The organism is Geodermatophilus sp. SYSU D01119 (genome assembly GCF_054049975.1).
In genome coordinates this window covers 123,667-143,990 of record NZ_JBJGYL010000003.1, presented here as the reverse complement: position 1 = coordinate 143,990, position 20,324 = coordinate 123,667, and the positions used below count along the sequence as shown (strand labels likewise).

The 20,324-nt window shown below is 76.9% G+C and carries 20 protein-coding genes; 11 read left to right on the top strand and 9 right to left on the bottom strand.

Annotated elements, in window-relative coordinates:
* The first annotated feature begins 138 nt into the window (after window positions 1–138).
* The 5 genes from ACI79X_RS03380 to ACI79X_RS03360 all read left to right on the top strand — a co-directional run bounded on the left by ACI79X_RS03380 (window position 139) and on the right by ACI79X_RS03360 (window position 3,456).
* The gene (locus ACI79X_RS03380; RefSeq protein ID WP_457023998.1) at window positions 139–846 is read left to right on the top strand and encodes a response regulator transcription factor; all 708 of its coding nucleotides are present in this window, start codon (window positions 139–141) and stop codon (window positions 844–846) included.
* Window positions 843–2,213 (top strand): sensor histidine kinase, encoded by a 1,371-nt coding sequence (locus ACI79X_RS03375; protein ID WP_457023997.1) that lies wholly within the window; start codon window positions 843–845, stop codon window positions 2,211–2,213. The genes ACI79X_RS03380 and ACI79X_RS03375 overlap by 4 nt, the downstream gene beginning before the upstream one ends.
* Window positions 2,210–2,815 carry a GerMN domain-containing protein gene (locus ACI79X_RS03370; protein WP_457023996.1) on the top strand — a complete coding sequence of 202 codons (606 nt, stop codon included), beginning with the start codon at window positions 2,210–2,212 and terminating at the stop codon, window positions 2,813–2,815. Before ACI79X_RS03375 ends, ACI79X_RS03370 begins: the two co-directional genes overlap by 4 nt.
* Before the next feature lie 98 nt (window positions 2,816–2,913).
* Complete coding sequence (locus ACI79X_RS03365; protein ID WP_457023995.1) at window positions 2,914–3,189, top strand: STAS domain-containing protein; 276 nt, start codon at window positions 2,914–2,916, stop codon at window positions 3,187–3,189.
* A 123-nt stretch (window positions 3,190–3,312) separates the two neighbouring features.
* Window positions 3,313–3,456 carry a hypothetical protein gene (locus ACI79X_RS03360; RefSeq protein ID WP_457023994.1) on the top strand — a complete coding sequence of 48 codons (144 nt, stop codon included), beginning with the start codon at window positions 3,313–3,315 and terminating at the stop codon, window positions 3,454–3,456.
* A gap of 19 nt (window positions 3,457–3,475) precedes the next feature.
* On the opposite strand, the gene ACI79X_RS03355 is transcribed toward ACI79X_RS03360, so the two are convergent.
* The gene (locus ACI79X_RS03355; protein WP_457023993.1) at window positions 3,476–3,892 is read right to left on the bottom strand and encodes a MarR family winged helix-turn-helix transcriptional regulator; all 417 of its coding nucleotides are present in this window, start codon (window positions 3,890–3,892) and stop codon (window positions 3,476–3,478) included.
* A gap of 86 nt (window positions 3,893–3,978) precedes the next feature.
* Here ACI79X_RS03355 and ACI79X_RS03350 point away from each other — a divergent pair, with 86 nt between their 5' ends.
* On the top strand, window positions 3,979–4,821 hold the full coding sequence (locus tag ACI79X_RS03350) for a nucleoside-diphosphate sugar epimerase (protein ID WP_457023992.1): 843 nt from the start codon (window positions 3,979–3,981) through the stop codon (window positions 4,819–4,821).
* Between the two features lie 134 nt (window positions 4,822–4,955).
* On the opposite strand, the gene ACI79X_RS03345 is transcribed toward ACI79X_RS03350, so the two are convergent.
* Both ACI79X_RS03345 and ACI79X_RS03340 read right to left on the bottom strand, forming a co-directional pair.
* On the bottom strand, window positions 4,956–5,171 hold the full coding sequence (locus ACI79X_RS03345; protein ID WP_457023991.1) for a DUF1059 domain-containing protein: 216 nt from the start codon (window positions 5,169–5,171) through the stop codon (window positions 4,956–4,958).
* A gap of 79 nt (window positions 5,172–5,250) precedes the next feature.
* On the bottom strand, window positions 5,251–6,315 hold the full coding sequence (locus ACI79X_RS03340; RefSeq protein ID WP_457024080.1) for an EAL domain-containing protein: 1,065 nt from the start codon (window positions 6,313–6,315) through the stop codon (window positions 5,251–5,253).
* Window positions 6,316–6,530: 215 nt separating this feature from the next.
* Here ACI79X_RS03340 and ACI79X_RS03335 point away from each other — a divergent pair, with 215 nt between their 5' ends.
* The gene (locus ACI79X_RS03335) at window positions 6,531–6,776 is read left to right on the top strand and encodes a hypothetical protein (RefSeq protein ID WP_457024083.1); all 246 of its coding nucleotides are present in this window, start codon (window positions 6,531–6,533) and stop codon (window positions 6,774–6,776) included.
* A 5-nt stretch (window positions 6,777–6,781) separates the two neighbouring features.
* Here ACI79X_RS03335 and ACI79X_RS03330 read toward each other — a convergent pair whose 3' ends face one another.
* A complete protein-coding gene (locus tag ACI79X_RS03330) occupies window positions 6,782–9,115 on the bottom strand; it encodes a glycoside hydrolase family 65 protein (RefSeq protein ID WP_457023990.1) in 2,334 nt (777 codons plus the stop codon).
* Between the two features lie 178 nt (window positions 9,116–9,293).
* On the opposite strand from ACI79X_RS03330, the gene ACI79X_RS03325 reads away from it, so the two are divergent.
* Complete coding sequence (locus tag ACI79X_RS03325) at window positions 9,294–10,268, top strand: zinc-binding dehydrogenase (RefSeq protein WP_457023989.1); 975 nt, start codon at window positions 9,294–9,296, stop codon at window positions 10,266–10,268.
* A 14-nt stretch (window positions 10,269–10,282) separates the two neighbouring features.
* On the opposite strand, the gene ACI79X_RS03320 is transcribed toward ACI79X_RS03325, so the two are convergent.
* The 3 genes from ACI79X_RS03320 to ACI79X_RS03310 all read right to left on the bottom strand — a co-directional run bounded on the left by ACI79X_RS03320 (window position 10,283) and on the right by ACI79X_RS03310 (window position 14,160).
* Window positions 10,283–10,519: a hypothetical protein gene (locus tag ACI79X_RS03320; protein WP_457023988.1), complete on the bottom strand. Its 237-nt coding sequence runs from the start codon at window positions 10,517–10,519 to the stop codon at window positions 10,283–10,285.
* A gap of 103 nt (window positions 10,520–10,622) precedes the next feature.
* Window positions 10,623–11,912 carry an acyl-CoA dehydrogenase family protein gene (locus ACI79X_RS03315; RefSeq protein ID WP_457023987.1) on the bottom strand — a complete coding sequence of 430 codons (1,290 nt, stop codon included), beginning with the start codon at window positions 11,910–11,912 and terminating at the stop codon, window positions 10,623–10,625.
* A gap of 109 nt (window positions 11,913–12,021) precedes the next feature.
* Complete coding sequence (locus ACI79X_RS03310; protein ID WP_457023986.1) at window positions 12,022–14,160, bottom strand: DEAD/DEAH box helicase; 2,139 nt, start codon at window positions 14,158–14,160, stop codon at window positions 12,022–12,024.
* 443 nt (window positions 14,161–14,603) lie between these two features.
* Between ACI79X_RS03310 and ACI79X_RS03305 the strand changes: the two genes are divergently transcribed.
* Window positions 14,604–15,851 carry an MFS transporter gene (locus ACI79X_RS03305; protein ID WP_457023985.1) on the top strand — a complete coding sequence of 416 codons (1,248 nt, stop codon included), beginning with the start codon at window positions 14,604–14,606 and terminating at the stop codon, window positions 15,849–15,851.
* Between the two features lie 16 nt (window positions 15,852–15,867).
* Here ACI79X_RS03305 and ACI79X_RS03300 read toward each other — a convergent pair whose 3' ends face one another.
* Window positions 15,868–16,764 (bottom strand): helix-turn-helix transcriptional regulator, encoded by an 897-nt coding sequence (locus ACI79X_RS03300; RefSeq protein WP_457023984.1) that lies wholly within the window; start codon window positions 16,762–16,764, stop codon window positions 15,868–15,870.
* A 132-nt stretch (window positions 16,765–16,896) separates the two neighbouring features.
* Between ACI79X_RS03300 and ACI79X_RS03295 the strand changes: the two genes are divergently transcribed.
* A complete protein-coding gene (locus ACI79X_RS03295) occupies window positions 16,897–17,937 on the top strand; it encodes an NAD(P)-dependent alcohol dehydrogenase (protein WP_457023983.1) in 1,041 nt (346 codons plus the stop codon).
* A gap of 110 nt (window positions 17,938–18,047) precedes the next feature.
* The gene (gndA, locus tag ACI79X_RS03290; RefSeq protein WP_457023982.1) at window positions 18,048–19,499 is read left to right on the top strand and encodes an NADP-dependent phosphogluconate dehydrogenase; all 1,452 of its coding nucleotides are present in this window, start codon (window positions 18,048–18,050) and stop codon (window positions 19,497–19,499) included.
* 27 nt (window positions 19,500–19,526) lie between these two features.
* Here gndA and ACI79X_RS03285 read toward each other — a convergent pair whose 3' ends face one another.
* Window positions 19,527–20,141, bottom strand: coding sequence for a hypothetical protein (locus ACI79X_RS03285; protein WP_457023981.1), 615 nt, complete (start codon window positions 20,139–20,141; stop codon window positions 19,527–19,529).
* Between the last annotated feature and the right edge of the window lie 183 nt (window positions 20,142–20,324).

Genomic DNA, 20,324 nt, shown 5'->3' with positions numbered 1-20,324 from the left:
CCCCCGTCCGCGCGGACCGTCCGCACCCGCCAGCCTGCCGACGCCGCGTTGCGGTCCGCCGTGCGGGAGCTTTGCGGTCCCGTGACGATCCGGGCGCTCCGCCGGCCGGCCTGCGGCGGGGTGGCAGCATGGACGAGCGTGTCGCCGCGCCTGCTCCTCGTCGAGGACGACGACCACATCCGCACCGCCCTGCGGTGGGCCCTGGAGGACGAGGGCTACACCGTCGACGAGGCCGTCGACGGCGACCGGGCCTGCGCCCTGGTCGACCGCGACCCGCCCGACGTCATGGTGCTGGACCTCATGCTCGGCCGCACCGACGGCTACACCGTCGTCCGCCACGTCCGGCGGGCCCACGACCTGCCGATCATCGTGGTCAGCGCCCGGGCCGACACGCACGACATCGTCGCGGCGCTGGAGGCCGGCGCGGACGACTACGTGACCAAGCCGTTCGCGGTCAAGGAGATCACCGCGCGGCTGCGGGCCCTGCGACGCCGGGCCGGGGGCAGCCCGGCCGACGCCGGCCGGCCCCGGGAGGTGGTGCTGGACGCGCACCCGGACGAGCCGCTGGTCCTGCGGCCGGCCGCCGGCACCGTCGCGCGCGGCGAGCGCACCCTCCCGCTCACCGTCACCGAGTTCCGGCTGCTGTGCGAGCTCGCCTCCGTGCCCGGCCGGGTGCTCAGCCGCGCGGAGCTGCTCGAGCGGGTGTGGCAGCACGGCTTCTTCGGCGACGAGCGGATCGTCGACGTCCACATCCGCCGGCTGCGCACCAAGGTCGAGCTGGACCCGGGCGCGCCGCGCGTCGTCGTGACCGTCCGCGGCCTCGGGTACCGGCTGGACCCGCAGTGAGGGCGGGGCTGCGGCCCACCGGGCTGCGCGCCCGCGTCGCCGCGGCCTTCGGCCTGGGCGCGCTGCTGGTGTCGGCCCTCCTCGCCGGGACGACGTTCCTGCTCGCCCGCGGGTACCTGCTCGAGCAGCGGGAGACGGCGGCCACCGCCGCGGCCTTCGTCGACGCCGACCTCCTGCGCAGCCGGCTGGCCACCGCCGGGGCCGGCGTCGACGACGTCCTCGCGGAGCTGTCCACCGAGGGCGGCGACGTCGTCGTGCGCCGGGGCGGGTCCTGGTACTCGACGAGCCTGGAGGTGGGCGCGCGCGACGTGCCCGCCGGGCTGCGGGCGATCGTCGAGTCCGGCTCGGCCGGCCGGGAGCGGGTCGAGTCGGCCGCCGGCCCGCGGCTGGTGGTCGGCGTCCCCGTCGGCGGGGCGGGCCTGGACGTCTACGAGATCGCCCCGCTCGACGAGCTGGAGTCGGTGCTGCGCACCCTCGGCTGGGTCCTCGGCGCCGCGTCGCTGGCGGTGGCCGCTGCCGGGGCCGGCGTGGGCCTGTGGGCCAGCCGGCGCGTGGTGCAGCCGCTGGACCAGGTGGCCGGCGCGGCCACCCGCATCGCCGCCGGGGAGCTGACCACCCGCCTCCGGCCCACCGACGACCCCGACCTCGTGGCCATCGTCGGCGGCTTCAACACGATGGTCGACGCCCTGGCCGCGCGCATCGAGCGGGACGCGCGGTTCGTCGGCGACGTCAGCCACGAGCTGCGCAGCCCGCTGACCAGCCTGACCACCGCCGTCGAGGTGATGGGCGCCCGCCGGGACGCCCTCGACGACCGCTCGCGGCAGGCCCTGGCCCTGGTCGAGCAGCAGCTGGCCCGGTTCCGGACCACGCTCGACGACCTGCTGCAGCTCGCCCGCCTCGACAACGACCCGGGCACCCCCGCCGACGAGCCGGTCACCCTCGGCGGGCTGGTGCGCGAGGTGCTCGCCGCGACCGGGCGCCCGGCGGACCTGCTGGACAGCGACCCGGAGGAGGAGACCGTCGTGCGCGGGGACAAGGCGTGGCTGGAGCGGGCCGTGCGCAACCTGCTCGACAACGCCGACCGGCACGCGGGCGGGGCGTGCGCGGTGAGGGTGGCCCGGCGCGGCGCCAGCGTCGTCCTCACCGTCGACGACGCCGGGCCCGGCATCCCGCCGGAGGAGCGCGAGCGGGTCTTCGAGCGCTTCGCCCGCGGCCCCCGCGCGGCCCGGGGCTCGCTGCCCGGCGCCGGGCTGGGCCTGGCGATCGTGGCCGACGTCGCCGCCCGGCACGGCGGTGGCGCGTGGGCCACCGCGAGCCCCGCCGGCGGCGCCCGCCTGGGCCTGTCCCTGCCCGCGGGGCCGGCGTGAGGCGCGCCGCCCGCGGGCTGCCGGGCCTCGCGCTCGCCCTCGCCCTGCTCACCGGCTGCGGCCTGCCCGGCGGTGCCGCCGAGGCGATCCCCGACGCCGAGGTCCCCTACGGCCTGCTGTCCGGGTCGGGCACGCCCCCGGCGGCGGCGGAGGCCGCGCCCGACGGGGACGGCGGCGCGCGCATCCACCTCCTCGGGCCCGGCGACGTCCTGACGCCGCGCGAGCGCCCGGTCTCCGGCGCCGACCTGCCCGCGCGCCTCGGGGACCTGCTCGGCCGGCTCGCCGCCGGACCGGACGCCGGCGAGCGGGCCGCGGCCCTCACCACCGTGCTGCCGCCGGGCACCGGGCTCGCCGTCACGGAGGTCGCCGACGGCACGGCCACGGTCGACCTGACCGGCCCGGGCGAGGTCCCCGACGGCGAGGAGGGCCGGCTGGCCGTCGCGCAGATCGTGCTGACCGCCACCACGCTGGCCGGCGTCGACGCCGTCCTGCTCACCCGGGACGGCGAGCCCGTGGAGGCGCCGCTGCCCACCGGCGAGCTGACCGACCGGCCGCTCACCGCGGCCGACTACGCCCCGCTGCTCGTCGCTCCACCGCCGTGACAGCCGCCCGCGGCCGTCGCGCTGCCGCCGGATGACGACCCCGTGACGTTCTCGGCTCCTGGGCCCGAGCGGCGGCGCGGCGCTGTCAGGGTGGGGGCATGAGCCGATCCACCACGACCGAGGTCGTCAACGTCCGCCTGGGCGCGGTCCGCGTGACCGGGGACCTGACCGCGCAGGGCGCCGACCTGCTGCGTGGCACGGTGGAGACGCTGGTCCGCGACGGCCACCGCCGGGTCCTCGTGGACCTGCGGGGCGTGCGCTCGGCCGACTCCGCCGGCCTGCTGGTCCTGCGCGACGTCGAGGAGGCGCTCGCCGCCGACGGCGCGGCGCTCGTCGTCCAGCGGCCCGCGGCGGACCGTCCGTCGTCCGGGTGACACCGGCCGCCCGCACCGCCGGCGCGCAGCGGTCCTGTCGGCAGGCGCCCCCACCCTCGCGACCACGAGCCGCCGCGCCCCCGCTGCCCCGCCCGCCCGGAGTCCCCGCGGGGCGTCCCGCTCGTGTCCGGCCTGCCGTCGCCGGACGACCTCGCGGCCGCCGAGCGCGGTGAGGTGGTCCTCGGCGGCTGCGTGCTGGTGCCGGGCCCCGAGGACGAGTGGGCCTGCCCCGTCCGCGGCCGCGAGCTGTTCCGCGCGACGACCTGAGCGGAGGGCCGCGCCACCGTCAGGGCGGCGGCGCGAGCAGCTTCCCCAGCAGGCCCGACAAGCGGAGCCGCTCGGCCTCGGTGAGCCGGCCGAGCCGCTCGTCGGCGAAGTCGAAGGCCCGCCGGACGGCGCGGCGCACCCGGCGTCCGGCCGGGGTGATCGACACCCGCTTGACCCGCCGGTCGTCGGCGTCGGCCCGGCGCGCCACCAGCCCGCCGGCCTCCAGCCGGGTGACCAGCTGGGTGACGTTGGAGGCGTCGCACAGCAGCAGCTCGGCCAGCTCGCCCATCGTCCGGCCGCCGTCGGTCAGCGCGTCGAGCAGACACGCCTGCGCCGCGCTGAGCCCGGCCGTGCGTGCCGCCCGCTCCCACGCGGCGTCGTGGGCGTACACGAGGTCCCACAGCTGCCGGTCGAGCGGGACGGAGGCGTCGGGCACCCCGCCAGACTACTTGAGCGGATCAAGCGACCGTGCTTCGATGGCGGCGCGGGTACTTGATGCGCTCAAGCGAATGGGGAGACGACGTGACACGTGTGCTGGTGACCGGCGTCCGCGGCAAGACCGGCGTCCCGCTGGCGGCACTGCTCGCCGCCCGGGGTGTCGAGGTGCTCGGGGGGAGCAGCGACCCCTCGACGGTGACGCTCGACGGCGTGCGGCCCACCGCCTTCTCCTGGGACGACCCGGCCGGCTGGCCCGCGGCGACCGCCGGCGTCGAGGCGGTCTACGTCGTCCGGCCCGACCGCGCCGACGCTCCGGCGCTGCTGACCGACCTGATGGCCACGCTGCCGGGCGGCACCCACGTCGTGCTGCTCTCCGAGCAGGCCGCCGACCAGGTGGGACCGGACGGCTGGGCTCCGCGCGGCGAGCGCGCCGTGCGCGACGGCGGGCACAGCTGGACGGTGCTGCGGCCGAGCTGGTTCATGCAGGTCCTCACCGACCGGCGCTTCTACCGCGACGCCGTCGCCGACGGCGACCTGCCCTTCCCGAGCGCGGGGGCGCGGGTGGCCTGGGTCGACGCCCGCGACATCGCCGCCGTCGCCGCGGCGGCCCTGCTCGAACCCGGCCACCACGGCGCGGTGCACGAGATCACCGGCCCGGAGGCGGTTCCGCTCCCGCGGACCGCGGAGCTGCTCACCCGCGCCACCGGGCACCCGGTCACCCACCGCGACGTCCCGGTCGAGGAGGCGCTCGCCGGACTCGAGGGCTTCGAGCGGGAGCTCACCGAGCTGACCTTCGACCGGGTGCGGGCCGGCGTCTTCGCCGCCGTCACCGACACCGTCGAGCGGGTGACCGGCCGCCCGGCGCGCTCGCTGGCGGACTTCCTCGCCGACGCGGCACCCGAGCTGCGGCCCGCCGCTGCGCGCTGAGCGGCGAGGACCTCCTCCGGCACCGCCCGCACCGGCGGAGCCGGGCGGCCGGCCCCGAGCGGGCACTGCTCGCGGAGTGGCTCGCCCGCTCGATCGCCGCGCTGCGAGACGCCCCCGGGGACGGGAGCCGGCCCTCAGGCCGTGGTGATGCGCGCGCGCACCTGCTCCACGAGCGCGGGCGGCACCTCGGTCAGCCCGTGGTCGGCGGCGGCGTGGCCGGCGACCTGGGCGGGGATGCCGCCCTCGTCGGCGGCGGTGGACGAGCGGCCGCAGCCGGGGACGACGTCGCCGCAGGCGGAGACGACGTCGCCGCAGGCGGAGACGACGTCGCCGCAGGCGGAGGACTTCACGGGTGGACCTCCGGATCGGGTGGTGCTCGGGTCGTGCGCTGCCCGCCGCGGACGCTCCGCGCCGGGGGTCCGGGGCGCGTCAACCGCGCGGCTGCGTCTCGGCGAGCCGGGACAGCAGGGACTCGACGCGCACCAGGCCGGTGACCGCGCCGACGTCGTCGACGACGACGACCGGGTCGAACCGGCAGGCCTCGGGCCGGGTGACGACGCGCTGCGCCACATCGGCGACCGCGGTCGACGCCGGCACCCGCAGGCTGACCGGCGCCTCGCGGTGGCCCGCGGGGTCGCCGTCGCGGCGGTGTGCGAGCAGCAGGCCGGTGGGGTGGCCGAACCGGTCGACGCGCACCGCGGTGCCGGGCCCGCCCGGCTGCTCGCCCTCGGCGACCCGCTCGGCCGGCTCGACCAGGCTGGCGACGTGCTCGACGAGGCGCCCGCGCAGGGCCGACCGGCGGAGCCGCGCACCCACCTCCGGGTCGAGGACGGCCCACGGCTCCGCGGGGCGGCCGAGCAGGTAGCCCTGGGCCAGCGGGACGCCGAGCCGGGCGAAGGCCTCCATCTCGCCCCACGTCTCCACGCCCTCGGCCAGCAGCCAGGCGTCGATGCGGCCGCCGAACTCGCCCAGCAGCTGGGCGAGGGCGAGCTTGACGTCGTCGGTGTCGGCGCCGGCCACCAGCGCGCGGTCGAGTTCGATCATCTGCGGCCGGACGGCGGTCAGCTGCTGGAGGCGCGAGTAGCCGGAGCCGGCGTCGTCGAGGGCGACCAGCGCACCCCGGTCCCGCAGCCGGTCCCGCAGGTCGAGCAGGGGCGTCAGGTCGGCCACGTCCTGGTGCTCGGTGAACTCGAGCACCAGCGGCGTCAGGTCCCCGGCGCCGAGCAGCAGGTCGGCGAGCGCGGGGTCGGTCAGCAGGTGGGGGCTGACGTTGACGGTCAGGAAGCAGTTCGGCGGCAGCTCGTGCCGCAGGCGCAGGCACCGCTCGACCACCATGGCCTCCGCGCGGGCGCCGATGCCGCCGGCGTCGGCCGCCGCGAACCAGCGGTCGGGGGTCGCGGCGCTCGGCGAGCCGTCGGCGGCGGTGAACCGCGCCAGCGCCTCGTAGCCGGCGACGACGCCGCGGGCCACGTCGACGATCGGCTGGAAGACCAGCCGGAGGGTCTCGGGGCGGTCCCGCAGGCGGGCCAGCTCGTCGGTCCAGCCGAAGGAGGCCGGGGGCGGCGTCGTCGCGGTCCCCCTCCCCCATCGGCGCGTGCCGCCGTCGGGGACAGCGCGGGACCCCGGCGTCCCACCCGGACGGGGCGGCCGGGACCGTGGTGCTCGCCACGCCGGGCATCCGCGGCGGGCGGTCGCCGCGAAGTCCCTCCGTGAGCGTCCCCCCGGCCCGGCAGCGCTGGCTCCTGCAGCCCCTGGCCGACGCGGGCCTGACCGGCGAGGAGATCGCCGACCTCGTCTTCGGGCTGGCCTTCGACGGCGTCGTCGGCGGCCGGGCACCAGCCCCGGGCCGGCTCGACGCCATGGTCGGGCGGCACCCCGCGGCCGTGCGGGCCGCCTGGTTCGAGGTGCTCGACCGGATGACGGCCGCCGGCGCGGACGCCCCCGGCCCCGGCTGAGCCGCTCAGGCCCGGGGCTCCCGGTGGGCCGGCTGCCTCGGCTCGGGGAGCAGCGGCTCGGGCGCGCGCAGCGGTGCGGTGGCCGGCGCCTCCGCCGTCACCTGCAGCGGGCTGCCGTCGACGACGACGGTCACCGGCCCCTCCCCGCGCACGAGCGTGACCGTGGTGCCCTCGCGCGTCGTCTCCACCCGCAGCAGCCGGCCGCGCCAGGTGACCGACCACGCGGTGCGCGACAGCGACGACGGCAGCAGCGGCGCCAGCTCGAGCTCCGCGCCGTCCTCCCGCAGGCCGCCGAGCCCGGCGGTGAACGCCAGCCAGGTGCCGGCGACCGAGGCCAGGTGCAGGCCCTTGGCCGTGTCGCCCTGCACGTCGCGCAGGTCGACCAGCGCCGACTCGCGGAGGTAGCGCAGCGCCAGGTCGGGGTGCTGCGCCGCGGCGCAGCCGACCGCCTGGACGGCGGCCGACAGCGAGGAGTCCCGCACGGTGCGCGCCTCGTAGTAGTCGACGTCGCGGGCCACCTGCTCAGCGGTGAAGTCCTCGCGGCACCACCACAGGGCCTGTACCAGGTCGGCCTGCTTGACCACCTGCCGCCGGTAGAAGGTCGCGTAGTGCGCGTACTCCTGCACCGGGGTGTCCGCGGGCACGTCCTCGAACGGCCACTCCCGGTAGGCGGTGAAGTTGGCGTTGCTCGGGTGCACGTGCAGCCCCTCGTCCCACGGGACGTGCACCGCCGCGGCGGCCGCGCGCCAGGCGGCGGTCTCGGCGTGGTCGACGCCGAGCTCGGCGGCCCGGGTCTCCAGGCGGGCGCACTCCTCGGCGGCCCGGAGCAGGTTGCGCTTGGCCATGAGGTTGGTGAAGACGTTGTCGTCGACGACGCCGGTGTACTCGTCGGGGCCGGTCAGGCCGAACAGGTGCCAGCCGCCGGCGGCGTCCTCGTGGCCGAGCGACATCCACAGCCGCGCGGTCTCCACGAGCACCGCCAGCCCGCCGAGGTCGTCGTGGTCGCGGCCGGTGACGTTGCGGAACAGCCAGAAGGCGCGGGAGACGTCGGCGTTGACGTGCATCGCGGCGGTGCTCGCCGGCCAGTAGGCCGACGTCTCGCGCCCGTCGATGGTGCGCCAGGGGAACGACGCCCCCGCGAGGCCCAGCACCCGCGCCCGCTCCCGGGCGAGGTCCAGGGTGCTCGCGCGCCAGCGCAGCAGGCGCTCGGCCGACGCCGGGCGCAGCAGGGTCAGCGCCGGCAGGACGAAGCCCTCGACGTCCCAGAAGGTGTGGCCGCTGTAGCCGATGCCGGTCAGGCCCTTGGCGCCGACCGACGCCCCGGAGATGCACGCCGCCGAGCAGGTGAGCTGGAAGACGGCGTAGCGCAGCGCCTGCTGCAGCTCGGGGTCGCCGTCGACCTCGACGTCGGCGCTCGCCCACACCTCGTCGAGCGCGGCCCGCTGGGCGGCGAGCAGCCCGTCCCAGCCGAGGTCGAGGGCCGAGTCGACGGCGGCCTCGGCCTGCCCGACCAGGGAGTCGGCCGCGGCGTCCAGCGACCAGGAGTGAGCGACCGCCTTGACGATGGTCAGGCACTCCCCCGCGGCCAGGTCGGCGGTGACCGTGGTGACCGCCTGCCGCTGGTCGGTCCCGCCGTCGGTGCGGCCGCCCTCGACCACGTGGCCCACCGCGGCGGCGACGGTGATGCCGGAGCGCCGCGTCCGCGAGGCGAGCGCGCCGCCGCGGCCGGTGGTGTCGCGCATCAGCGGCTCGTAGGCGTTGCGCAGGACCTCGCCCACCCGCGGGTCGTCGTTGTCGACGCCGGTGGGCGTCACCTCGCCGTCGACGAGCTCGGACCGCACGACGACGTGCGCCGGGCCGTCGACCGCGCGCACCTCGTAGCGCACGGCGCAGACGGCCCGCTCGGCGAGGGACACCAGCCGGCGGGAGGTGAGCTCCAGCGTCGTGCCCGAGGCCACGGTCCAGCGCACCCGGCGGTCGAGGGTGCCCGCGCGCAGGTCCAGCGTGCGCTCGTGGACCTGCGGCCGGGCCTCCCGGACGTCGAGGGGGACCCCGTCGACGAGCAGCCGCAGCGGCGTGCCGTCGGCGACCGGGATGAGCGCCTGGCCCTCCTCCGGGTGCCCGTAGCCGCCCTCGGGATAGGACAGCGGGTGGGTCTCGAAGACCCCGGACAGGTAGGTGCCGCGGCTGCCGTGCGGCTCCGCCTCGTCGAGGGTGCCCCGGATGCCGACGTAGCCGTTGGTCAGCGCGAACAGCGACTCGCTGACGTCGAGCGTCGCGGGGTCCACGCGCGGCTCGCGGACCAGCCACGGGTCGACGTCCAGCTGGGGGGCGCTCATCGGGGCCTCGCGGGTCTCGGAGGGGTGGGCGGGAGGGGGCCGTCCCGTCCCCCGTCCTACCGGTCGGCGGGGGCGGGCGCGATCCGGGACGGCGGGGTGGCCACCGGGGCCGGGCCCGGACATCCTGCAGACCGGCGGACGGCGGCCCGCTCCCGCCGGCCAGGACGGAGGAGGACCCATGTGGGCGCAGACGCTGCGCGGCCCGTTCCGCTTCGAGCAGGTGGAGGTGGCCGCGCCCGACCCGGCCGCGCTGCCGCCCGGGCACGTGCTGCTCGCCCCGCGGGCGGGCGCCATCTGCGGCAGCGACCTGCCCAACTTCCGCGGCGGCGTGTGGCCGCACCCGGCGGCCGAGGACGGCTGGGGCGCCACCCGCGCGCCGGGCTTCCCGATGCACGAGGTGGCCGGTGAGGTGGTGGCCAGCCGGCACCCGGACCACTCCCCCGGCGACCTCGTCGTCGGCTGGGCGTCGATGTTCGACGCGATGGCCGAGCTGGTGGTCACCGACGGCGAGGGCCTGGCGCCCTACGACACCTCGCTGCCGCCGGCCACCGCGGTGCTGCTGCAGCCCCTGGCGTGTGTGCTCTACGCCGTCGAGCAGCTCGGCGACGTGAGCGGGCGCTCGGTGGCCGTGATCGGGCAGGGCCCCATCGGGCTGCTGTTCAGCTCGGTGCTGAAGGCCCGCGGCGCCGCGCGGGTGACCGGTGTGGACCCGGTCGACCGCGGCGACGTCGCGGGCGTCTTCGGCGTGGACGAGACCGTCACGGCGCGGGCCGAGCGGTGGGCGGCGCGGCTGTCGGACGCCGACCGGCCGTCGGTCGTCGTGGAGGCCGTCGGCCACCAGGTGTCCACGCTGCAGCCGGCGTTGGACGCCGTCGCGCACGGCGGGCAGGTCTTCTACTTCGGCGTCCCGGACGACCCGGTCTACCCGTTCGACATGATGACCTTCCTGCGCAAGAACCTGACGCTGCGCTCGGGCGTGGCGCTGGAGCGGCGCCGGGTGCTCACCGAGGCCGGCGCCTACCTGGCCGGGCACCCCGAGCTGCGCGAGGGGTACGTCACGCACGTGCACCCGGTCGCCGACGTCGAGGCCGCCTTCACCGCCGCGATCAGCCCGCGCCCCGGTCAGCTGAAGATCGCGGTCGACATGACCTGAGCCGTGACCTGAGCTCAGGCGGCCGCCCGGGCGGCGTCGACGAGCTCCTGGCTCACGTCCCACGGCCGCCGCGCGGCGACCGGGTCGAGCGCGTGCGGCAGGACGCCGTGCAGTCCCCGCAGCCGGTCGACCACCTCGGCCTCCCGGCAGTCCTCGAAGTAGCGCCCGCCGATCCCGGCGACCTCCGGGGCGGTGGCCGGGAACACCGACGTCGCGGCGCCCTGCCCGGGCGTCTTCGTCGCGAACAGCACGTCGGCGGTCGAGGCCGAGCACGAGCGCCGCCGGGCGGCGCTGCGCCTGGTCGTCCGGCGGGCCCTGGTCCCGTAGGGCGGGCCCGCCGGACGGCGCGTGCCGCTACGGGCGGGTGAACACCTGGACGTCGTCGCGCTGGTCGGTGACCGTCCACGGCTTGGCGGTGCCGCTGCCCGACATCCGGAAGTCCGGGTCGTGCTTGAGGATCTCCCGCCGGGCGATCGTCATCTTGTGCACCTCGTCGGGGCCGTCGGCGATGCGCAGCGTCCGCTGGTGGGCGTACATCTCGGCCAGCGGCGTGTACTGGGTGACGCCCGCGGCGCCGTGCACCTGGATCGCCCGGTCGATCACCTTGAGCACGATGGTGGGCACGGCCACCTTGATGCCGGAGATCTCGGTGGCGGCGGCCTTGTTGCCGACCGTGTCCATGAGGTGCGCGGTGTGCAGCACGTACCGGCGCGCCATGTCGATCTCGATGCGCGACTCGGCGATCCAGTCCTGGACGACGCCCTTGTGGGCCACCGACGTCCCGAAGGTCTCCCGCTGCAGCGCCCGCTCCACCATGAGCGACAGCGCGCGCTCGGCGGCGCCGATCGAGCGCATGCAGTGGTGGATGCGGCCCGGGCCCAGGCGCGCCTGGGAGATGGCGAAGCCGCTGCCCTCCTGCCCGAGCAGGTTGTGCGCCGGCACGCGGACGTCCTCGAACACGACCTCGGGGTGCCCGCCGCGGTCGTGGTAGCCGAACACCATCGGGCTGCGGCCGAAGGAGACGCCGGGGGTGTCCTTCGGGACGACGACCATCGACTGCTGCGTGTGCCGCGGCGCCGTCGGGTCGGTCTTGCCCATGACGACGAAGACCCGGCAGCGCTCGCCCAGCGCGCCGGAGCTGAACCACTTGCGGCCGTTGAGCACGTACTCGTCGCCGTCGCGCTCGATGCGCAGGCTGATGTTCGTGGCGTCGGAGGACGCGGAGTCCGGCTCGGTCATGCAGAACGCCGAGCGGATCTCGCCCTCCAGCAGCGGCAGCAGCCAGCGCTGCTTGACCTCCGGCGAGCCGTAGAGGTTGAGCACCTCCATGTTGCCGGTGTCGGGGGCGTTGCAGTTGAGCGCCTCGGAGGCGAAGGGCACCTTGCCGAGCTCCTCGGAGATCGGCGCGTAGTCGAGGTTCGACAGCTTCGTGCCCGGGTGGTCGGGCTCGAGGTGCGGCAGGAACAGGTTCCACAGCCCCCGCTCGCGCGCGGCCGCCTTCAGCTTGTCCATGACCGGCGGGTAGCCGGCCGGGCCGACCTCCTCGAGCTGCTCGGCGTAGAGCTGCTCGTTCGGGTACACGTGGTCGTCCATGAACCGGCGGACCTCCGCGAGGGCCGCCGTCCCCTGCTCGCTGAACTGCACGATCTGCTCTCCCCGGCTCCTGGGCCCGCTCCGGGCCGCCCCGGCCGACCATAGTGACGCCGGCCACGACCCCCGCGGCAGGCAGGGTGGGAGGCGTGGCGTCCGGGTGTCAGGCGGCGGCGCGGGCGGCCAGCGCGTCGGTGAGCAGCGCGACGAGGGCCTCGAGCTGCACGTCGGGCGACGAGGAGACCTCCTGGTCGGACCCGTCGAGCGCCCGGGCGGCGAGGCCCGCCTTGCTGTCGATGAGCTCGGCGATGCGGGAGTCGAGCGTCTGCGCGGCGATGATCCGCCAGGCGGTGACCGGCTCGGTCTGCCCGATGCGGTGGCTGCGGTCGATCGCCTGCGTCTGCTCGGCGTCGGTCCACGACAGCTCGGCCAGCACCACGTTGGACGCGACCTGCAGGTTCAGGCCCACGCCGGCCGCGGTCAGCGAGCAGACCACGACCGCGACGTCGGGGTCCTGCACGAAGGCGTCGACCGCCTGCTGGCGCGCCTTCGGCGTCTGGTCGCCGCGGATGGAGGTGAACCGGACGCCCTGCCGCTCGAAGGTCTCCTCGGCGGCGTCCATGACGTCGACGTGCTTGGCGAAGAAGACGACCTTGCCGGCGCTGCGGGCCAGCTGCGCGGCGTAGTCGGCGGCCAGCCCCGCCTTCGCCCGGCCGATGCGGCGCATCATGCTGAAGACGTTCTCGCCGGACTCGCCCGCGGTCGCGTCCTTGAGCTCGGCGCGCGCCACGCGACGCACCAGGGCCGGGTCGATGCCGTCGGGCTCCTCGACGTCGGAGCGGGCGGCCAGCGCCGTCTCGTAGCGGGCCACCATCCGGCGGGCGAGGTCGGCCTCGGCGGCCCGGATCGAGCGGCCGGCCGCGCCGTCGAGCTCGACGGGCAGGTCGGCGATGCGGCGGGCGGGGATGTCGGCGGCGACGTCGACCTTGCGCCGGCGGACGATGCCGAGGTCGATGACGCAGCGCCGCGCCGCCGGGTAGAAGCCGCGGTCGGCGGGGGTGAGCCCGGTGGCCTCGAGCGCCTCGACGAGGTCACCGAGGGGCTGGGTGTCGTCGATCCAGCCGAGGAACTGCCAGATGGCCCGGAAGTCGTCGATGTCGTTGATCAGCGGGGTGCCGGTCAGCGCCATGAGCAGCGCCCGGGCGGTGCGCTCGCGGATGCGCTGCGACAGCCGCAGCACGTGCTGCGAGCGCTGCGAGGTCTTGTTCTTGATGAAGTGCGCCTCGTCGACGACCATCCCGCGGAACCCGAAGTCGCCCAGCCAGCCGACGTGCCGGTCGAGGACGTCGTAGTTGACGACGACGACGTCGGCGAACCCGTCGACGGTCTCGCCGTCGCCCTGCACCACGGTGGCCGGGCGGTGCGGCACCCAGATGCCGGCCTCGCGCGCCCAGTTGGTCTTGACGACGTTCGGCACGACGACGAGCAGTGGGTAGGCGTTCGCCGCCTCGGCGGCCAGCAGCGCCTGCGCGGTCTTGCCCAGGCCCGGCTCGTCGGCGAGCAGGAAGGTGCGGTGTCCCTCGGCGGCCGCGGCGACCACCTGTGCCTGGTGCGGCATGAGCTCGCGGCCGGCCGGGACGCGCACCGGTGCCGGCGGGGGCAGCGGCATGCAGGCGGCGTCGCCGCTGCCGGCGCGCTCGAAGGAGGTGAGCAGCGGGCCGATGAGCTCCCAGCCGGACAGCCGGGAGGGCCGCGCCGGCCGCTGCGGGGCGGCCGAGTAGTCGGGGGCGAGGAAGGGGTTGGCCAGCTGCCGGGAGACCACCGACTGCGGCACCACCCGGCGCTCGGGTGCGGCCGGGGCGGCGACGGGCTCCGGCTGGGGCTCGGCGACCGGCTCGGGGGTCTCGACGCGGGCGTCGCGCAGGATCTCGCGCGCCGCGGACCGGGCGGCGTCGGACACGACGGCGTCCTCGGCGAGGAGGGTGAGCAGGGCGGGGGCCCGGACGGCCGTCTTGGCCAGGATGGTGCCGATGCCGTCGAGGCGCTTGAGCTGCTCGGCGCGGGCGGCGGGGGTGAGCCCCTCGTCGGCGCGCACCCGGGCGTGCTGCTCGCGCACCAGCAGGGCCACGGCCTGGAACTCCGTGCGCAGGGCAGGCGTCATCCGCCCGCGCCCGACGGCGGCCTCCAGGCCGCGGACGGCGCGCGCGAGGACGGCGATGACGTCGCCGCCCTCGCGGACGCGCCGTGCGTCGCGCGGGGCGGGGCGGCGAGCGCCCGTCTGGCGCCGGCCGGGTCGGGCCACTGACCACTCCTCCGTGATGCCGCGGCACGGGAGCCGCGGCGTCGAGCCGCACCGCCCGCGGACCGGCCTCGCCCGGACCGGACGGCCGGGCAGCACCGGGAGCGTCGTGGGCCGCCGGAGCCGGTCGCGGGAGCGACGACGGGGGCGGTCCCGCTGGGGCGGATCCGTCGTACGGACGGTCGCCGCGGTCCCGGGACGGGTGCGTGTTCATGCTAACGCCTGCCCCGCCTCGGCATTCCCCGCCCGCGCCACACCGACGAGGACACCCGGCTGCGGTTCGGCGACCGGCTGGCCCGCCCCCGCCTGCACCAGCGCGGGCGGGCCGCACGGCCGGGACGCGAGAGGGGTCGCGCCGGTACCCCCCAGGAGCCCGCCCTCCCACCTGCCCGCCGGACGGCGTTCCGTGGTCGGTACGACCTGCAACGTCCTGAGGAGCCCTCCCCGTGCGCGCAGCCGCCTCCCCCGCCCCCGGCCGAGCCGGCACCGAGCCCGGAGCAGCGCCCCGCCCCGCCCCGGACGGCGGACGGCTCCCGCTCGTCGTGTACGTCCTGGCGGCCGGCACCTTCCTCATGCTCACCACCGAGTTCGTGGTGGCCGGCCTGCTGCCGGAGATCGCCGACGACCTGTCGGTGGGCGTGGCCGAGGCCGGGCTGCTCATCACCGTGTTCGCGGCCGGGATGATCGTCGGCGCACCGGCGATGGCCCTGCTCACCCGGCGGATGCCGCGCCGGACGACGCTGCTCCTCGCGCTGGCGGTGTTCGCCGCGGGGCACGTCGTCGTCGCGCTCGGCACGAGCCTCCCGCTGCTGCTGGCCGCGCGGTTCGTCACCGCTTGGGCCACCGGGGCGTTCTGGTCGGTGGCCTCGGTCGTCGCCACGCGCGCCGCCGGCCCCGGCGCCCGGTCCCGCGCGCTCGGGCTGGTCGGCGCCGGCGGCATGCTGGCCAACGTCGTCGGGGTGCCGCTCGGCGCCTTCGCCGGGCAGCTCTCGGGCTGGCGCGGGCCGTTCTGGACCCTCGCCGCGCTCGCGCTGGCCGCCCTGCCGCTCGTCGCCCGCCAGGTGCCGGGCGACCCGCCCGGCGAGCGGGCCGGCTCGCTGCGGTCGGAGCTGGCCGCGCTGCGCTCGAGCCGGCTGTGGCTGGTGCTGGCCGCCTGCGCCACCACCACCGGCGGCGTGCTGTCGGCCTACTCCTACGTCTCCCCGCTGCTCACCGACCGGGCCGGCCTGGCCGTCGGCCTCGTGCCGCTGGTGCTCGTCGGCTTCGGCGTCGGCTCCCTCGTCGGGACGGTGGTCGGCGGCCGTCTCGGGGACGCCGCCCCGCACGCCGTGACCGTCGCCGTGCCCGCGGCCACGACGGCCGTGCTGCTCGCGATCTGCCTCGTGTCGGCGCACCCGGTGCCCACGGTGGTACTGGTCTGCCTGCTCGGGCTCCTGGGGCTGAGCGCCAACCCGGTGCTGTCCGCCCTGGCCGTCCGGCTCGGCGGCGCGGCGCCGACGCTGGCCGTGGCCCTGTCGGTGGCCGCCTACAACCTCGGCACCGCGGCGGGCACCGGCATCGCGGGCGCCACCCTCGACAGCGGCCTCGGCGCGGTCGGACCGGGCGTCGTCGGCACCGTCGTCGTCGCCCTGACCCTGGTGCCCGCGACCGCCCTCGCGGTCGCCGCGCGCCGCCGGGGCGCGGCGGGCTCCTGACGGCCGCCGGCGGCGGTCAGGGGCGGTCGGTCGCGCCGGGCGCGGGCTGCGGCGCGGGGACGGCCTGGGTCGCCGCCCAGCTGGCCAGCAGCGCGAGCGCGTCCGCCGACGGCGTGCCGGGCTCGGCGGTGTAGATCGTCATGCGCAGGTCCGCGGCGTCCTCGGCCGGCAGGTCGAACGTGTGGTAGCCCAGGTCGAGCGTGCCGACGACCGGGTGGCGGAACTGCTTGACGCCGTTGTGGTGCGTGCGGACGTCGTGGGCGGCCCAGCGGACCCGGAACTCCTCGCTGACGGTGGACAGCTCCCCGACCAGTTCGCGCAACTGCGCGTCGTGCGGACGGCGCCCGGCCTCGGTGCGCAGCAGCGCGACGGTGGTGTTCGCCGCGCCGGCCCAGTCGGTGTAGAAGTCGCGCGCCCGCGGGTCGAGGAACTGGAACCGGGCGAAGTTGGCCGGCCCCCGCGGACTGTCGAACAGCGGGGCGTGCAGCGCCCAGCCGAGGGCGTTGGTCGCCAGGACGTCCAGCCGGCCGTCGGCGACGAAGGCGGCCGAGCCCGTCATCGAGTCGAGCATCCACTGCACCCGGGACGCGATGCGCGGCCGGGAGCGGCGCTGCGGCGTGCGGGCCGGCCGCGCGGCGGCGCGGGCGAGGTTGAACAGGTGGGTGCGCTCGGCCTCGTCGAGCTGCAGCGCGCGGGCGACGGCCTCCAGGACGTCCTCGGAGACGCCGGCGATGTGGCCCTTCTCCAGCCGGGTGTACCAGTCGGTGCTCACCCCGGCGAGGACCGCGACCTCCTCGCGGCGCAGCCCGGGCACCCGCCGCCGCCCGCCGCCCGGGAGCAGACCGGCCTGCTCGGGGGTGATCCGGGCGCGCCGGGTGGCGAGGAACTCGCGGATGTCGGAGCGGTTGTCCACGCCCGCCGACGGTAGGCCGCCCGGCCCGCGGAGGGAGGTCGAGCCTCTACCCCCCACAGATCCGACCTCCCACGCCCGTGCGAGGCGGCGTTCCGTGGTGGGCACACCCGTCCCGACCGAGGAGCTCCCCCCATGCGCGTCAACGCCTACGCCGCCCCCGCCGCCGGGCAGCCCCTGGCCCCCACGACCGTCGAGCGCCGCGACGTCGGCCCGAACGACGTCCTCATCGCCATCGAGTACGCCGGCATCTGCCACTCCGACATCCACACCGTCAACGGCGACTGGGGCCCGCAGCCCTTCCCCGTCGTCCCCGGCCACGAGATCGTCGGCGTCGTCACCGAGGTGGGGGCCGACGTCACCGGCCACCGGGTCGGCGACCGCGTCGGCGTCGGCTGCATGGTGGACAGCTGCGGCGAGTGCGCGAACTGCCGCGCCGGCGACGAGCAGTACTGCCTGCAGGGGATGGTCCCCACCTACGCCGGCACCGACCGCGACGGCACCACGACCCAGGGCGGTTACTCCACCCACGTCGTCGTGGACGCCGGCCACGTGCTGCGCGTGCCCGGCGGTCTCGACCCGGCGGCCGCCGCGCCGCTGCTGTGCGCCGGCATCACCACGTGGTCGCCGCTGCGCCGCTGGGACGCCGGGCCGGGCAAGCGGGTCGCCGTCGTCGGCCTCGGCGGGCTCGGCCACATGGCCGTCAAGCTCGCGCACGCCCTGGGCGCCGAGGTGACCGTGCTGTCGCAGTCGCTGGAGAAGCAGGAGGACGGCCTGCGCCTGGGCGCCGACGCCTACTTCGCCACCAGCGACCCGGACACCTTCACCCGGCTGGCCGGCCGCTTCGACCTGGTCGTGAACACCGTCAGCGCCGCCGTCGACGTCGACGCGTACCTCTCGCTCCTCGCCGTCGACGGCGCGCTGGTCAACGTCGGCGCCCCCGCCGACCCGCTGAGCGTCAACGCGATGTCGCTGATCGGCGGCCGGCGCACCTTCGCGGGCTCCATGATCGGTGGCATCGCCGCCACCCAGGAGGTGCTCGACTTCTGCGCCGAGCACGGCATCGGCGCGGAGGTGGAGGTCATCCCCGCCGACCGGGTCAACGAGGCCTACGAGCGGGTCCTCGCCTCCGACGTCCGGTACCGCTTCGTCATCGACGTCGCCACCCTGGCCTGACCGCCCGGCCGGTCCCCCAGCCGGGGACCGGCAGGGCGTGGACACCGCCGCGGGCACGGGCCGAGGATCACCGCGGACGCCGAGCAGCCGACGCACACGAGGAGAACGCGATGACCGGGCAGGCAGTGGCGAACATCGGGGTGGTCGGCCTCGCGGTGATGGGCTCGAACCTGGCCCGCAACCTCGCCTCGCGGGAGGGCAACACGGTGGCGGTCTACAACCGCACCACCGCCCGCACCGACCAGCTGCTGAGCGAGCACGAGCACCTCGGCTTCGTCGCCGCGCACGACATGGACGCCTTCGTGGCCTCGCTGGCCCGGCCGCGCACCGCGATCGTCATGGTGCAGGCCGGCCGCGGCACCGACGCCGTGATCGAGCAGCTGGCGGAGCGGTTCGAGCCGGGCGACATCATCGTCGACGGCGGCAACGCCGACTTCCACGACACCATCCGCCGCGAGCACGCCCTGCGGGAGCGGAGGCTGCACTTCGTGGGCACCGGCATCTCCGGCGGCGAGGAGGGCGCCCTGCACGGGCCGTCGATCATGCCCGGCGGCTCCGACGAGGCGTGGCAGACGCTGGGCCCGATCCTCGAGTCGATCGCCGCGGTCGCCGAGGGCGAGCCGTGCGTGACCCACGTCGGCACCGACGGCGCCGGGCACTTCGTGAAGATGGTGCACAACGGCATCGAGTACGCCGACATGCAGCTCATCGCCGAGTCCTACGACCTCCTGCGGCGGGTCGGCGGGCACGACCCCGACGCCCTCGTCGGGGTCTTCGAGGAGTGGAACCGCGGCGACCTCGAGTCCTACCTGATCGAGATCACCGCCGAGGTTCTCAAGCAGCGGGACGCCGACACCGGCCGGCCGCTGGTCGACGTCATCCGCGACGAGGCCGGCTCGAAGGGCACCGGCGTGTGGACCGTGCAGAACGCCGTCGGCCTCGGCATCCCCGTCTCCGGCATCGGCGAGGCCGTCTTCGCCCGGGCGGTGTCGTCCAAGCCGGTGCAGCGGGCCGCCGTGCAGCGCAGCGTCGGGGAGCGGCCGGCCCCGGCGCCGGCGCCCGAGGGCTTCGAGGACGACGTCCGCGCGGCGCTGTACGCGTCGAAGGTGGTCGCCTACGCGCAGGGCTTCGACCTGATCGTCGCCGGCGCGCACGCCTACGACTGGGACATCGACCTCGGCGCTATCGCCCGCATCTGGCGCGGCGGCTGCATCATCCGCGCGCAGTTCCTCAACCGGATCGTGGAGGCCTACGCGCGCGACCCGCAGCTGCCGACGCTGCTGGTCGACCCGTACTTCGCCGACGCCGTGGCACGGGGCGAGGCCGCCTGGCGGCGGATCGTCGGGCTCGCCGCCGCCTCGGGCGTCCCCGCGCCGGGGTTCTCCTCCGCGCTGGCTTACTTCGACTCGCTCGCCTCCGACCGGCTGCCGGCCGCGCTCATCCAGGGGCAGCGGGACTTCTTCGGCGCGCACACCTACCGGCGCATCGACCGGGAGGGCACCTTCCACACGCTGTGGTCGCAGGACCGCCGCGAGGTCGCGCAGGAGCCCTCCACCCACTGACCCCGCGGCGGCGGTCGCCGGGTCCCCTCAGCCGGTGATCGCCGCCCGGGCGGGCGCGGGCACCACCGGCAGGGACGCGGCGACGACGGTCCCGCCGGCCTCGGGTGTCTCCACCCGCACCGTCCCGCCGGCGGCGAGCACCGCCCCGGCCGAGCGCAGCAGGTCGACGGCGGTCACCGGCACCGCCGCGGCGTCGGCGGACGGGCCGAGCACGACCAGCAGGTCCAGGTGCGTCGCCGACCAGGTGAGCGCCACCGACAGCGACCCGGCGACGTCGACGCCGGCCGCCAGCACCTCCTCCACCAGCGCCCGCACCGCAGCCGCGCCGTCCGGCGAGAGCCGCTGCTCCGGGCCGGTCGCGGCGAAGCGGACCGAGCCCCCGGCGGCGCGGAAGCCGCCGAGCAGGTCGGGAAGGACGACGGCACCGGTCCGCGGCACGGGGGCGCTGGTGCGCAGCGCGTCCCACACCGCGCCGCTGGAGACGGTCAGCCCGCGCAGCGCCCGCGCGGCCGCCGCCGGGTCCTCGCGCACCAGGTACTCGGCGGCCCGCGCCCGGGCGTGCACCAGCGCGACCTCGCGGACCAGGGACTCGTGCGCGGTGCGGACGTCGGCGGGCTCGGCGGTGGACAGGTCGACCGGCATGGTGCTCCGTTCTCCGTCGGGTCCCCCGGACGGCCGCCCGGGAGTGCAGGGGCGCGCGGCGGCGGGGCCCCCGCGCCCGCGCCGGTGCACCCCGGCACACGGTCAACGGGCCCGGCGGCGGCGAGGGTTCCGCGACGCGCCGGGCGACCCGACAGGATGTGCCCGAGCCCGCCCGCCGACCAG